This window comes from Pseudomonas sp. B15(2017) (assembly GCF_002113215.1).
Lineage (GTDB): Bacteria > Pseudomonadota > Gammaproteobacteria > Pseudomonadales > Pseudomonadaceae > Aquipseudomonas.
Map to the genome: position 1 here is coordinate 1 of NZ_NEJZ01000004.1, position 14,574 is coordinate 14,574.

Genomic DNA, 14,574 nt, shown 5'->3' on the forward strand with positions numbered 1-14,574 from the left:
TTGGAACCACCTGATCCCATCCCGAACTCAGAAGTGAAACGATGCATCGCCGATGGTAGTGTGGGGTTTCCCCATGTGAGAGTAGGTCATCGTCAAGATTAAATTCCGAAACCCCAATTGCGAAAGCAGTTGGGGTTTTGTTTTGCCCGCAGGAAAGTTCTTACAGCATTCTCAGCCGTCCTGCGGCTGTCCTCGCCGGCCGACAATGCTAAGGTTCAGCCCTAGCTTTAGTACTTTTCCAAGGAAGCCTTCATGCCGGACACTCAGTCCCTCAACGCTGCATTCATGGTCGTTCAGAGCAACAGCCTGGATGAACTGCGCAGCCTTGTGATCAGCATCATGCGGCGCTATCCATTGGCCCCCCTGGAGAACGAAATCGCGCTCGTGCAGAGCAACGGCATCGCTCAATGGCTCAAGTTGGCACTGGCTGAGGATCCTGAAGAAGACGATTCAGGCGGCTGTGGTATCGCCGCCGCTATCGAAGTGCAATTGCCGGGCAGTTTCATGTGGCAGCTGTACCGGATGGTTCTGGGGCGAGAGGAAATTCCAGCGAAGTCGTTGCTCGACAAGGCGCCGCTGACCTGGCGTCTGATGCGCCTGTTGCCACAGGTTATCAACCGTCAACATTTCGAACCGCTGCAACGCTTCCTCACCCATGACACCGATCTGCGCAAGCGCTACCAGTTGTCCGAACGTCTGGCAGACCTCTTCGACCAATACCAGGTTTACCGCGCAGATTGGCTTGAGGACTGGGCAGAGGGGCATCATCAACTCCGCAATGTAAGAGGTGAAGCGAAACCACTCTCACCGTCCAGTTGCTGGCAGGCAGAGTTGTGGCGTGCCCTGCTGGACGACGTAGGCGAGCAAGGCATGGCCCAAAGTCGGGCGGGCGTGCACCAGCGATTCATGGAGCGCATCAACAGTCTTGAGCACGCACCTGTCGGTCTTCCCCAGCGGGTCATCGTATTCGGAATTTCGTCGCTGCCTGCTCAGGTACTGGAGGCATTGGCCGGGCTATCCCGTTTCAGCCAGGTTTTGTTGTGCGTCCATAACCCCTGTCGTTATCACTGGGCCGATATCGTTGCCGACAAGGATCTCTTGCGTCACCAGTACAAGCGGCAGGCTCGAAAAAACGGCATGCCTGTAGTGCTGGATTCGGAAACGCTCCACCAACATGCTCACCCGCTACTCGCAGCGTGGGGCAAGCAAGGTCGTGATTACATCAGCCTTCTCGACAGCTACGACGAGCCTGACAGCTATCGTGCAGCATTTCGCAACGGACGCATCGATCTGTTCAGCGAAACCCAGCCGAACAACATGCTCAACCAATTACAGGACGACATTCTGGAACTGCGGCCGCTCAGCGAGACTCGAGCACTTTGGCCGGCAGTCGATCTGACTCAAGACAACTCGATCCGCTTTCACATTGCCCATAGCGCCCAGCGCGAAGTGGAAATTCTTCACGACCAGCTCCTGGCCCGTTTCAATGCCAACCCCCAATTACGCCCTCGCGATGTAATCGTGATGGTGCCTGACATCGATAGTTATGCGCCGCATATCCGAGCCGTATTCGGGCAGCTCGACCGTCAGGACCCACGTTTCATTCCTTTCACCATGGCCGATCAGGGGCAGCGAGGGCGGGATCCATTGCTGATCGCTGTCGAACATCTGCTCAAACTGCCGGACAGCCGTTTTCCCGTCAGTGAGATCCTCGACTTGCTCGACGTTCCTGCGTTACGCGCCAGGTTTGGTGTGCAGGAGCGAGACTTGCCGACCCTGCATCGGTGGATTGAAGGGGCCGGCGTACGTTGGGGCATCGATGCCGGACAACGTGCCGGACTGGGATTGCCCGACCAACTGGAGCAAAACAGTTGGCGCTTCGGCTTGCGTCGGATGCTGCTCGGTTATGCCGTTGGCAGTTCCGGTGCCTGTGGAGATATCGAGCCTTACGATGAGATCGGTGGTCTCGATGCTGCATTGATCGGTCCGTTGGTGGCGTTGCTGGATGCACTGGAACTCTCGCATCAGCAACTGATGAAACCCGCGCAACCACAGGAGTGGGGACATCGGCTTCAGGCGTTGATGCAGCTGTTTTTCAAGCCCGAAGATGAGCATGACGACTACCTGTTGGCTCAGCTCGAGGAGTTGCGTGAAACCTGGCTGGAAACCTGCGAGGCCGTCGGTCTGCTGGAGGAGCTGCCACTGACCGTCGTCCGTGAGGCCTGGCTGGCGGGGCTGGATCAGGGGCGTCTGTCGCAGCGCTTCCTGGCCGGAGCTGTGAACTTTTGTACGCTGATGCCAATGCGCGCGATCCCGTTCAAGCTGGTTTGCCTGTTGGGTATGAACGACGGCGATTATCCACGCGCTCAACCGCCGCTGGACTTCGATCTTATGGGCAGCGACTACCGGCCGGGGGATCGTTCCCGTCGGGAGGATGATCGCTATCTTCTGCTCGAAGCGCTCTTGTCCGCCCGTCATCAGCTCTACATCAGTTGGGTGGGCCGAAGCATTCGCGACAACAGTGAGCGGCCAGCCTCAGTGTTGATCGGCCAGTTGCGCGATCATCTCGCCAATGGATGGCGATCGGCTGATGACAATGAGGATCTTCTGATTGCCATGACTCAAGAGCATCCATTGCAGCCATTCAGTTCGCGCTACTTCCATGAGGAAGACAAGCTGTTCAGCTACGCCAGCGAGTGGCAGGTGCTGCATCAACCTCACGAACAGAACGACGTAGCTACAATGCTTGCGCCCCATACCCAGGAAGAACCGTTGAGTCTGGAACTGCTGCAGGACTTTCTGCGCAATCCGGTCCGACATTTTTTCACTCAGCGACTCAAGGTTTACTTCGAAGCGGCGCAGGTACCTCAGGCTGACGAGGAGCCTTTTGTGCTGGATGCATTGCAGCGATACATGCTCAGCGACAGCTTGCTCGGGGCAGCCATGAGGCTCCCGGACAACGTAGATCAGGCGCTCGAGTCTCAGGCCCGACGCCTCCAAAACAGCGGACTGTTGCCCATGGCCGGATTCGGTGAATGCCTTCAGCGAGAGCTGATCGAGCCTTTGCCTGACTTGTTGCAACGCTATCAACAACTGTTGGCATTATGGCCAACACCCCTGACCAACGCGCTACCGATCAATTTTGAATGGCAGGAACTGCGCCTTGAAGGATGGCTGGGAGGTTTGCACCGACGCGCCGATGGCGGCGTACTCTCGGTCACAACAATCCCCAACAGCATTGGCTCGATCAAGAACCGCAAATGGCATCGACTGATCAAGCCCTGGGTCAGCCATCTTGTCGCGTGTGCCAGTGGCCTTTCCCTGACGACCGCAATGGTAGCCAGCGATGACACGCTCCTTCTGGAACCTCTGGAACAGACTCGAGCGGGACGAATTCTTGAGGATCTGCTCCTCGCTTGGCAGACGGGCATGCGCCAGCCACTGCCGGTCGCGGTGAAAACAGCTTTCGCATGGCTGGGGCAGACAGATCCGGTCAAGGCTGAAGCGGCTGCCCGCAAAGCCTATGAGGGTGATGGTCAGACCAACGAAGGCGAACGTCGCGAAAGTCCGGCTCTGACCCGACAATTCGCCGACTTCGATGCACTGCAGGCGGATGAAACCTTCTCCGGTTGGTGTGATGCACTGTATCGCCCTTTGCTTGAGGCGCCGTGGCGCTCATGGACTCATGAGGAGGCAGGCGCATGAGCAACCAACAGCCTCTCGCGCTGGCATTCCCGTTAAGGGGCAGTCAACTGATTGAGGCCAGTGCGGGCACTGGCAAGACGTTCACCATTTCGGCTTTATATCTGCGATTGATCCTCGGCCACGGAGGCGAGGGGAGTGGTTTCGGTCGTGAGCTGTTACCCCCGCAGATTCTCGTGGTGACCTTCACCGACGCGGCGACCAAAGAACTGCGCGAACGTATACGTACACGTCTGGCCGAGGCCGCCCGTTTCTTCCGTGACGAGACGCCTCCCCCTGATGCGCTGATCGATGAATTGCGTGCACAGTTCGATCCGCAACAATGGCCCGGTTGCGCCAATCGCCTGGATATCGCCGCGCAATGGATGGACGAAGCCGCTGTTTCGACGATCCACAGCTGGTGTCAGCGAATGCTGCGCGAGCATGCATTCGACAGCGGCAGTCTGTTTACCCAGACCCTGGAAACCGATCACAGCGACCTGCTCGGCGAAGTCTTGCGCGATTACTGGCGGCTGTTCTGCTATCCGATGCAGGGCGATGCCTTGAACTGGGTTCGCAGTCATTGGGCAGGCCCGGCGGCCTTGTTGCCGCGTGTGCGTGGGCTGTTTGGCACCGAGCGCGAAGGGGATTCAGACAAGACACCATCCGAACTGATCGAAGAATGCCTGCAGGAACGCCGTGCGGCATTGGTTGAGTTGAAGGGACCATGGCGGCAGTGGGCCGATGAGCTACTCGCCATCTGCCATCAGGGCGTCGCCAACAAAACCGTGGACGGGCGCAAGATGCAGGCCCGCTATTTCGAGCCCTGGTTCGAAAAGCTCAAGGCCTGGGCCGAGGACGAGGCGCTCGAACAACTGGATATCGGTACCGGGTTCGCCCGGCTCACGCCGGATGGCATGGCTGAAGCCTGGAAAGGCGAGCCGCCGAGTCACCCGGGCCTGGATGCAATGCCGGTGCTCAAGTCGAGCCTGGACAATTTGCCGACGCCCGATGCGGCTGTGCTGCAGCATGCTGCCAAATGGGTCGGTGCCCGCTTTGAAGACGAGAAGCGCCGTCGGGCCGAAATGGGTTTCGACGACATGCTGTTGCGTCTGGATGCGGCCTTGCAGTCCGACGGTGGGGAACGTCTCGCCACGCTCATCCGCGAGCAGTTCCCGGTCGCCCTGATCGATGAGTTCCAGGACACGGACCCGGTGCAGTACCGGATCTTCGAAAGTATTTATCGCATTGAAGAGGATAACCCCGAGACCGGGCTATTCCTGATCGGCGATCCGAAGCAGGCGATCTATGCCTTCCGTGGCGCGGACATCTACACCTATCTGCGAGCCCGGCAGGCCACAACCGGGCGCCTGCATACACTGGGCACCAATTTCCGTTCCAGTCACGGGATGGTCAGTGCGGTCAACCATGTGTTCGAACGTGCGGAGTCCCGTGAGCAAGGGCGCGGAGCATTTCTGTTCCGAGAGAAAAACGGCGTTAACCCGGTGCCGTTCCAGCCTGTGCAGGCTCAGGGGCGTAAAGAACATTTGCAAGTATCCGGGCAGGACGTACCGGCGCTGAACATCTGGCATTTATCCACGGACAAGCCACTGTCCGGGGCGGTCTATCGCCAGCAGTTGGCGGCAGCCTGCGCCAGTGAGATCACGACCCTGCTCAATGGCGGCCAAACCGGTCGCACCGGGTTTGTGCAGGAGGGCAAGGATTGGCGCGGGCTGCGACCAGCGGACATAGCGATCCTGGTGCGCGATGGTAAAGAGGCGCAGGCGATACGCGGTGAACTTGCAGCGCGCGGAGTCCGCAGCGTTTATCTGTCGGACAAGGACTCGGTGTTTGCCGCTCAGGAAGCCCATGATCTGCTGTCATGGCTCAAGGCATGCGCCGAGCCGGATGTCGAACGCTCCCTGAAAGCCGCGCTGGCGTGCATCACCCTGAATCTGCCACTGGCTGAGCTGGAGCGTCTTAATCAGGACGAACTGGCCTGGGAAACCCGGGTCATGCAGTTCCGTGGTTATCGTGAGCTCTGGCGCAAGCAAGGGGTGCTGCCGATGCTGCGGCGCCTGCTGCACGACTTTCAATTACCGCAGATGCTCATCGCCCGCAGTGATGGCGAGCGGGTGCTGACCAACCTTTTGCACCTGTCGGAGTTGTTGCAACAGGCTGCGTCGGAGCTCGATGGCGAGCAGGCACTGATCCGTCATCTGGCCGAGCATCTGGCGCTGTCCGGCCAGGCAGGCGAAGAACAGATCCTGCGTCTTGAGAGCGACGAACAACTGGTCAAGGTCGTGACCATTCACAAGTCCAAGGGGCTTGAATACCCGTTGGTGTTTCTGCCTTTCATCTGTTCGGCCAAACCTGTGGATGGCAGTCGGTTGCCGCTGCATTATCACGATGAGTCCGGCGAGGCCCGCATCAGTCTGAAACCCGACGCCGAACTGATCGCCCTGGCGGACAACGAGCGCCTGGCAGAGGACCTTCGGTTGCTCTACGTCGCGCTGACCCGCGCACAACATGCGTGCTGGCTCGGAGTGACGGATCTCAAACGCGGCAATCACAGCAGTTCGGTGTTGCACCTTTCTGCGCTGGGCTATCTGTTGGGTGGCGGCGCAATGTTGAATGAGTCCAGCGGATTGGCTCGTTGGCTGAGCGATCTTCAACAGGATTGTCCGGCGCTGAGCGTTGTTGAAATGCCGGAGGCTACCGGCGAGGAGTATCAGCCCCCGCGTAACGAGGCCACGCTACGTGCCACCCTTTTACCGGCTCGCAAGGCCAGCGAGAACTGGTGGATCGCTTCGTACAGCGCCTTGCGCATCAGTGATGTGCTGAGCGTCGGCAACGATGAAGCTCCCGACAGTCCGCAAGCGCAAAAGCTGTTTGACGACGAACGCCTCGATCCCGAAGCTCCACGCGAGATCATCGCCGGCGGGGCTGACATTCACCGTTTCCCCCGTGGACCGAATCCTGGAACGTTTCTTCACGGTTTGCTGGAGTGGGCGGGGGAGGAAGGGTTCGCGGTGACTCGCGAGTCGCTGGACGACGCGATTGCCAGGCGTTGCAATCGGCGGGGCTGGGAAGGCTGGATCACCACCCTCGGTGACTGGTTGCAACACTTGCTCAAACTGCCACTGCCTGTGGGCCTCGACCAACCGCCAGTGGTGCTCGAGCAATTGAAGCAATATCGGGTCGAGATGGAATTCTGGTTCGCCAGCCACAAAGTCGACGTGCTCAAGCTTGACGAGCAGGTGCGACAGTTCACCCACAACGGTGTTGCCCGGGTCGGTGCGGAGGCGGTGCAGCTCAATGGCATGTTCAAAGGCTTTATCGACCTGACGTTCGAGCATGAAGGTCGTTACTACGTGGCCGATTACAAATCCAACTGGCTGGGTGTCGATGACGCTGCGTATACCGAACGCGCCATGGAACAGTCGATTCTCGACAACCGGTACGACCTGCAATACGTGCTGTATCTGTTGGCTCTGCATCGTCAGCTCAAGGCGCGGCTTGTCGACTACGACTACGACCGGCATATCGGCGGCGCGTTGTATCTGTTCCTGCGCGGGACGCGCGCCCCTGGCGGTGGCGTCTACTTCGCGCGACCACCACGGGAGCTGATCGAGCGCCTGGACTTCATGTTCCAGGGCAAACCGCAACCCAAGGCCGAGCCCGCGTGGGAACAGGGAGTACTGCTATGAGCCGGACATTCACCGACCTGCTGCCAACGCCACTGACCGCCGAAAAACTCGCGCAACTGACGCCCCTGACGCGTGCCGATGATCTACTGCTGTTGCTGACCCAATGGGTCGAGCGTGGCTGGTTGCGGGCACTGGACAAAGCCTTCGTGGCCTTTCTTCATGAGTTGGCACCCGATATCGATCCGCTGGTATTGCTCGCCGCCGCATTGACCAGTCACCAGCTCGGCCATGGTCATGTCTGCCTGGATCTGTTCGAAACCCTCAAGGCGCCGGATTTTGCTCTGTCCCTGCCGCCGGAGGGTGATGCACAACTCGGCGTGTTGCTGCTGCCATCGCAACTGCTGGATACCCTCGACGGAGCGCACTGGTGCAAGGTGCTGGCGGGCAGTTCTCTGGTGGCGCTGGGCGCCGACGAAGGCGCGTCGGCTCGGGAGCGCCCGCTGGTGTTGTCCGGCAAACGCTTGTACTTGCGGCGCTATTGGGCCTACGAGCGGCGTATCGACAACGCATTGCGTCAGCGCCTCGCGGAGCAGGAAGCGACACCACCCGATCTCGCACGCCGGCTGGACACACTGTTCGATCCGGCCCAGCGCGCAGATGTCATCGACTGGCAGAAACTCGCCTGCGCCCTGGCCACCCGAAGTGCCTTCAGCATCATCACCGGCGGTCCGGGCACCGGCAAAACGACAACGGTGGTCCGTCTACTGGCGCTGCTCCAGGCACCTGCGGTCGAGGCGCGTCAACCATTGCGAATTCGGCTCGCGGCGCCTACCGGGAAAGCCGCGGCGCGGTTGACCGAGTCCATCAGTCAGCAGGTGCAATCGCTGAAGGTCGCTGACAGCGTCCGGGAAAAAATCCCGACCGAGGTGACCACGGTGCACCGCCTGCTGGGCAGCCGTCCCGGCACTCGGCATTTTCGCCATCATGCCGCTAACCGTCTGCCCCTGGACGTGCTGGTGGTCGATGAAGCGTCGATGATCGACCTGGAAATGATGGCCAACCTGCTCGATGCCTTGCCGCCTCATGCCCGGTTGGTGTTGTTGGGCGACAAGGATCAACTGGCCTCGGTGGAGGCTGGTGCAGTGCTGGGGGATTTGTGTCGCGATGCCGAAGCGGGTTGGTACAGTCCGCAGACCCTCCAGTGGTTGGAAAGTGTAAGCGGCGAATCCCTGCAGGAAAGCGGCTTGCACGAAGGCTCTGACGGTTCGCACCCGCTGGCCCAGCAGGTGGTGATGCTGCGTCACTCGCGGCGTTTCGGCGAGGGCAGCGGCATCGGCCAGCTGGCGCGACGGGTGAATCAGCAACTTCCGATTGAGGCTCGGCAGTTGCTGGAAGCCAATGCTCATGGCGATGTGTTTTCGTTGCCGCTTCAAAACGAACACGACCGGAAACTCGAGCACCTGGTACTCGATGGTCACGGCGAAGGCCCCCACGGTTATCGACACTATCTGAGCGTTTTGCGCGATCGACGCCCTGCGAGTGGTACGCCGCTTGAGCATCCAGGCTGGGTCGATTGGGCGCGTGACGTCCTGCAGGCCTTCGATACCTTCCAGTTGTTGTGCGCAGTGCGCAAAGGGCCGTGGGGTGTCGAGGGGCTGAACCAGCGCATCACTGACGCGTTGCTCAAGGCGCGGCTGATCGAGAGCGACCAGCAATGGTACGAAGGTCGGCCGGTGCTGATGACTCGAAACGACTACGGTCTGGGGCTGATGAACGGTGATATCGGCATCGCCCTGAAATTGCCCGAGCGCGATGGACCGGATGCCGGTAAGTCCGTGTTGCGAGTGGCGTTCCCGCGTAATGACGGGCGCGGCGGTGTTCGCTTCGTGCTGCCGAGCCGGCTCAACGATGTCGAGACCGTCTTTGCGATGACTGTGCACAAGTCTCAGGGCTCGGAGTTCGCCCATACCGCGCTGATACTGCCGGACGCCCTGAATCCCGTGTTGACCAAGGAACTGATCTACACCGGAATTACCCGGGCCAAGGACTGGTTCACCTTGATTGAACCCCGCAGTGGCGTATTCGAGGAGGCAGTACAACGTAAGGTGAAGCGTTTGAGCGGGCTGATGCTGGAACTGGAAGAAGGGACTACGCCTCGAGGATGAAGGGGCTTTCGATTACTGCCGATCTTTGACCGGCCGGTCAGGGGCGCTGTATCGCTGGCGTTCCAACGCTGTGCTATCGTTGCGGCATCATTTCGTAACGATCCAAGAGAATCCTTGCATGAAGGTGGCTGTCTGGGCGACAGAGCGCGTAGTTGGCTGCAAGTGGGCATTGCTTGCCGGTGTGCTCTTTTGGTTCACGGGTGTGGCCGCTGCCCAGACTCAGACCCCGGTGGGCATGGCCGAACAGCGGGCCAAATCCGTCACCCAGGTTGTCCTCGGCATCCTCAGTTATGCGCGCTGGCCGGTAGAGCCGGCGCAGTTGCGTCTGTGCATCGTCGGCCCGACCGAGTACACCGACGACTTGGTCAAGGGCACGACTCAGGCCACGGGGCGTCCGGTCATCGTGCGTCGACTGTTGGCCGACAACCCGGCCCTCGTCAGCGAGTGCGACGCGGTCTACATCGGCAAACTCACGACCGACGAACGCAGCCGGCTGTTCGCGTCTCTGATCGGCCATCCGGTGCTGAGCATCAGCGAAGGCGGTGATCAGTGCACGGTCGGCAGCCTGTTCTGCCTGCGGGTCGGCGATGAACAAGTGTCGTTCGAGGTCAATCTCGACTCCGTCGCCCGCAGTGGCGTGCGCATCCATCCCAGCGTGCTGCAGTTGTCGCGCCGCAAACCGGCGGTGCCATGAGACGCGACAAATCCACAGAGCGTCCGACCCTGGGCTCGGTCATCGGCCGTGGCAACCTGATTGTGGCGCTGGTTGCCGTGGCAATGGCCAGTGTGTCGCTGACGCTGCTTGGGGTGCTGGCACTGCGGGTCTACGCCGATCACAACCTGCATTTGATCGCCCGCTCGATCAGTTACACGGTGGAAGCCGCCGTGGTGTTCAACGACAAGGCCGCCGCGACCGAAGCGCTGGCATTGATCGCCTCGACCGAAGAAGTGGCCGATGCCCAGGTGCTGGACACTCAGGGTCAATTGATCGCGCGCTGGCAGCGTCCGGAGAACGGCCTGTTTTCCGAATTGGAGATGCAGGTCGCGCGGGCCATTCTGGAAAAACCCATTAGCCTGCCGATCCTGCACCAGGATCGAGAGATCGGTCGCATCTTGTTGATCGGCCACGGCGGCAGCCTGATGCGCTTTCTGTTGAGCGGGCTGGCGGGGATCATTCTCTGCACGGCGATCAGTGCCTGGGTCGCGCTCTTTCTGGCGCGACTGCAGTTGCGCAGGATCATCGGCCCGTTGCACAGCCTGGCGGCAGTGGCGCATGCCGCCCGAAGTGAGCGGGCGCTGGACCGACGCGTACCTCGGGCGAAGATTGCCGAACTGGATAACCTCGGCAATGACTTCAATGCCTTGCTCGATGAGCTCGAAGACTGGCAAACCCACCTGCAAAGCGAGAACGAAACCCTCGCCCACCAGGCCAGCCACGACAGCCTCACCGGATTGCCGAACCGGGCCTTTTTCGAAGGCCGCCTGATCCGTGCGCTACGCAACGCTCACAAACTGAACGAGCGCGTGGCGGTGCTGTTTCTCGACAGCGACCGATTCAAGAACATCAACGACAGCTTCGGTCATGCCGCCGGCGACGCAGTGCTGGTGGCGGTGGCCAATCGGGTGCGGGCGCAGCTGCGTGAGGAAGATCTTGTCGCGCGTCTGGGCGGTGATGAGTTTGCAGTCCTGCTGACGCCCTTGCACAAGACCGAAGACGCCGAGCGCATTGCCGACAAGATCCTCGCCAGCATGGACACCCCGATTGCGCTTCCGGGCGACAGCAGTGTCGTGACGTCGCTCAGTATCGGCATCGCCGTTTACCCCGATCATGGCGCCACGCCCGGCACCTTGCTCGATGCGGCAGATGCCGCGATGTATCAAGCCAAGCGCTTGTCGCGCGGCGCCCAATTCACGGCCGGGTCGGAGCACCCGGTCGATCCCGTTCAAACCAGGAGCTGATGCCGTGTTCTCACTTTCCATTCGACTGTTTTCCACCCTGTTGCTGACGGCCATGCTGGCCTTGACCGGTTGCCAGACCGCCCCACAAAAAGGCCTGACGCCGGCTCAGGTCGCTGTCCTCAAGCAACAAGGCTTCGAGTTGACCGATGACGGCTGGGAGTTCGGCCTGTCGGGCAAAGTGTTGTTTGGCAGCGATGTCGAAAGCCTGAACCAGCAAAGTACCGAAATCGTCGAGCGTATCGGCAAGGCGCTGCTGGGTGTCGGTATCGAACGGGTGCGGGTCGATGGTCACACCGACGCTTCGGGCAAGGAAACTTATAACCAGCAACTGTCACTGCGTCGCGCGAAAAGCGTCGGCAAAGTGCTGACCTCGGTCGGCATGAAGGAAGAGAACATCCAGCTGCAAGGCCTCGGCAGCCGCGAACCGGTCGCTTCCAACGACACTGCAGCCGGCCGCACCGAAAACCGCCGGGTGTCGATCGTGGTCAGCGCCGATTAATCGGCGAACTGCATTTCACGTGTCTCACCCATCAACAGACCCTGATTGCGCTCGGTCACCTCGCGGATGTAATCCCACAACAGGGTAATCCGCTTGAGCTTTCGCAGATCCTCCCGGCAGTACATCCAGAACTGCCGGGTGATGTCGATTTCCTCCGGCAACACCGGCAGCAGACGCGGATCCTGAGCCGCGAGGAAGCACGGCAGAATCGCCAGCGACCTTCCTTGCTGCGCCGCCACGAATTGCGCGATCACGCTGGTGCTGCGCAAATGGGCGTTGGCGCCGGGCAACACGTTCGCCAGATACAGCAGCTCCGAGCTGAACGCCAGGTCATCCACGTAACTGATGAATTGATGCTTGCCCAGATCGGCGGGGCGGCGGATCGGTGGGTGTTTGTCCAGGTAATCCTGGGTCGCGTAGAGCTGCAAGCGGTAGTCGCAGAGTTTGCAGCACACGTACGGTCCGTGTTCCGGGCGTTCGAGGGCGATGACAATGTCGGCCTCGCGCTTGGACAGGCTGATGAAGTGCGGCAGCGGCAGGATGTCCACGGAGATTGCCGGGTAAGCGTCGACAAAGTGGCTCAGTTGCGGGGTGATGAAGAAGCTGCCGAATCCTTCCGTGCAGCCCATCCGCACATGCCCGGACAGCGCGACGCCGGAGCCGGACACCTGCTCGCAGGCCATGTGCAGCGTGCTTTCAATCGACTCGGCATAACTCAACAGACGCTGGCCTTCGGCAGTCAGCACGAAACCGCTGGTGCGCGACTTTTCGAACAGCAAAGTGCCGAGCGCCGCTTCCAGCGAATTGATCCGCCGCGACACGGTGGTGTAGTCCACCGCCAGGCGTTTGGCTGCCGTGCTGGCCTTGCGGGTACGGGCGACTTCGAGGAAAAACTTGAGGTCGTCCCAGTTCAGCGAGCCTAGAGAGGTGATGTTTTTTTGCATGATGGACGGGCTTATATGTGCGTTCTTATTAGAAGTTTGCACATCTATACTCCAAAAACAGTCCGACAACCAATTCGTGACACACGCCTCATCTCAAGGCGGATCTTTCGCCTTGGCTCCCAAGATAAAAACAATTTCCGGAGACCAGCATGAACGCATCGCTTACGCCCAACGAAACCACGATCCAGAAGGTCAAGCTGTTGATCGACGGCGAGTGGGTAGAGTCGCAGACCACCGAGTGGCACGACATCGTCAACCCGGCGACCCAGCAGGTTCTGGCCAGGGTTCCGTTCGCCACCGCCGCTGAAGTCGACGCCGCCGTCAGCGCCGCCCAGCGCGCCTTCCAGACCTGGAAGCTGACCCCGATCGGTGCGCGCATGCGCATCATGCTCAAGCTGCAAGCGTTGATCCGCGAGCACTCCAAACGCATCGCCGTGGTGCTGAGCGCCGAGCAGGGCAAGACCATTGCCGACGCCGAAGGCGACATTTTCCGGGGGCTGGAAGTGGTCGAACACGCCTGCTCCATCGGCAGCCTGCAAATGGGCGAGTTCGCCGAGAACGTCGCCGGCGGCGTCGACACCTACACCCTGCGCCAGCCGATCGGCGTCTGCGCCGGGATCACGCCGTTCAACTTCCCGGCGATGATTCCGCTGTGGATGTTCCCGATGGCCATCGCCTGCGGCAATACCTTTGTACTCAAGCCATCCGAACAGGATCCGCTGTCGACCATGCTGCTGGTGGAGCTGGCGATCGAAGCCGGCATTCCGGCCGGTGTTCTGAACGTCGTGCACGGTGGCAAGGATGTGGTCGATGGCCTGTGCACCCACAAAGACATCAAGGCCGTTTCGTTCGTCGGTTCGACCGCCGTCGGCACCCACGTTTATGACCTGGCCGGTAAACATGGCAAGCGCGTGCAATCGATGATGGGCGCGAAGAACCACGCGGTGGTGCTGCCGGATGCCAATCGCGAGCAAGCGCTCAATGCACTGGTCGGCGCCGGTTTCGGTGCGGCCGGTCAGCGTTGCATGGCCACCTCGGTGGTGGTGCTGGTGGGGGCGGCCAAACAGTGGCTGCCGGATCTGAAAGCGCTGGCGCAGAAACTCAAGGTCAACGCCGGCAGCGAGCCGGGCACCGATGTCGGTCCGGTCATTTCGAAAAAGGCCAAGGCGCGGATTCTCGATCTGATCGAAAGCGGTATCAAAGAAGGCGCCAAACTCGAGCTGGACGGTCGCGACATCAGCGTGCCGGGCTACGAGAACGGCAACTTCGTCGGCCCGACCCTGTTCTCCGGGGTGACCACCGACATGCAGATCTACACCCAGGAAATCTTCGGCCCGGTGCTGGTGGTGCTGGAAGTCGACACCCTCGATCAGGCCATTGCGCTGGTCAACGCCAACCCGTTCGGCAACGGCACCGGCCTGTTCACCCAGAGCGGCGCGGCGGCGCGTAAATTCCAGACTGAAATCGACGTCGGCCAGGTCGGCATCAACATCCCGATTCCGGTGCCGGTACCGTTCTTCAGCTTCACCGGTTCACGCGGTTCGAAACTCGGCGACCTCGGCCCGTACGGCAAGCAAGTGGTGCAGTTCTACACCCAGACCAAAACGGTTACGGCGCGCTGGTTCGATGACGACAGCGTCAACGACGGCGTGAACACCACCATCAACCTGCGCTGA

At 60.5% G+C, this 14,574-nt stretch carries 8 protein-coding genes and 1 rRNA gene; 8 read left to right on the forward strand and 1 reads right to left on the reverse strand.

Going from position 1 to position 14,574, the window contains the following annotated elements:
* The 7 genes from rrf to CAF73_RS07805 all read left to right on the forward strand — a co-directional run.
* Positions 1-98 (forward strand): 5S ribosomal RNA (rrf, locus tag CAF73_RS07775); the annotation flags it as partial.
* A gap of 154 nt (positions 99-252) precedes the next feature.
* A complete protein-coding gene (gene recC / locus CAF73_RS07780) occupies positions 253-3,705 on the forward strand; it encodes an exodeoxyribonuclease V subunit gamma (protein WP_085702391.1) in 3,453 nt (1,150 codons plus the stop codon).
* Positions 3,702-7,391: an exodeoxyribonuclease V subunit beta gene (gene recB, locus CAF73_RS07785; RefSeq protein WP_085702392.1), complete on the forward strand. Its 3,690-nt coding sequence runs from the start codon at positions 3,702-3,704 to the stop codon at positions 7,389-7,391. The genes recC and recB overlap by 4 nt, the downstream gene beginning before the upstream one ends.
* Entirely contained in the window at positions 7,388-9,496 is a 2,109-nt protein-coding gene (gene recD / locus CAF73_RS07790; protein WP_085702393.1) for an exodeoxyribonuclease V subunit alpha, read from the forward strand. Before recB ends, recD begins: the two co-directional genes overlap by 4 nt.
* A 118-nt stretch (positions 9,497-9,614) precedes the next feature.
* Entirely contained in the window at positions 9,615-10,190 is a 576-nt protein-coding gene (locus CAF73_RS07795) for a YfiR family protein (protein ID WP_085701332.1), read from the forward strand.
* Positions 10,187-11,455 (forward strand): diguanylate cyclase domain-containing protein, encoded by a 1,269-nt coding sequence (locus CAF73_RS07800; RefSeq protein ID WP_085701333.1) that lies wholly within the window; start codon positions 10,187-10,189, stop codon positions 11,453-11,455. Before CAF73_RS07795 ends, CAF73_RS07800 begins: the two co-directional genes overlap by 4 nt.
* 52 nt (positions 11,456-11,507) lie before the next feature.
* On the forward strand, positions 11,508-11,954 hold the full coding sequence (locus CAF73_RS07805) for an OmpA family protein (RefSeq protein ID WP_371807405.1): 447 nt from the start codon (positions 11,508-11,510) through the stop codon (positions 11,952-11,954).
* Here the strand turns inward: CAF73_RS07805 and CAF73_RS07810 are convergent.
* On the reverse strand, positions 11,951-12,898 hold the full coding sequence (locus CAF73_RS07810) for a LysR family transcriptional regulator (RefSeq protein ID WP_085702394.1): 948 nt from the start codon (positions 12,896-12,898) through the stop codon (positions 11,951-11,953). The genes CAF73_RS07805 and CAF73_RS07810 overlap by 4 nt on opposite strands.
* 149 nt (positions 12,899-13,047) lie before the next feature.
* Here CAF73_RS07810 and CAF73_RS07815 point away from each other — a divergent pair, with 149 nt between their 5' ends.
* Positions 13,048-14,574, forward strand: a complete 1,527-nt coding sequence (locus CAF73_RS07815) for a CoA-acylating methylmalonate-semialdehyde dehydrogenase (protein WP_085702395.1) — start codon at positions 13,048-13,050, stop codon at positions 14,572-14,574.

What these genes read in the sequence shown, in the direction of transcription:
- CAF73_RS07805 (WP_371807405.1), top strand. Translation starts at nt 11,508, where the DNA reads ATGCTGGCCTTGACCGGTTGCCAGACCGCCCCACAAAAAGGCCTGACG.
- recD (WP_085702393.1), top strand. Translation starts at nt 7,388, where the DNA reads ATGAGCCGGACATTCACCGACCTGCTGCCAACGCCACTGACCGCCGAA.
- CAF73_RS07800 (WP_085701333.1), top strand. Translation starts at nt 10,187, where the DNA reads ATGAGACGCGACAAATCCACAGAGCGTCCGACCCTGGGCTCGGTCATC.
- CAF73_RS07810 (WP_085702394.1), bottom strand. Translation starts at nt 12,898, where the DNA reads ATGCAAAAAAACATCACCTCTCTAGGCTCGCTGAACTGGGACGACCTC.
- recC (WP_085702391.1), top strand. Translation starts at nt 253, where the DNA reads ATGCCGGACACTCAGTCCCTCAACGCTGCATTCATGGTCGTTCAGAGC.
- CAF73_RS07815 (WP_085702395.1), top strand. Translation starts at nt 13,048, where the DNA reads ATGAACGCATCGCTTACGCCCAACGAAACCACGATCCAGAAGGTCAAG.
- recB (WP_085702392.1), top strand. Translation starts at nt 3,702, where the DNA reads ATGAGCAACCAACAGCCTCTCGCGCTGGCATTCCCGTTAAGGGGCAGT.
- CAF73_RS07795 (WP_085701332.1), top strand. Translation starts at nt 9,615, where the DNA reads ATGAAGGTGGCTGTCTGGGCGACAGAGCGCGTAGTTGGCTGCAAGTGG.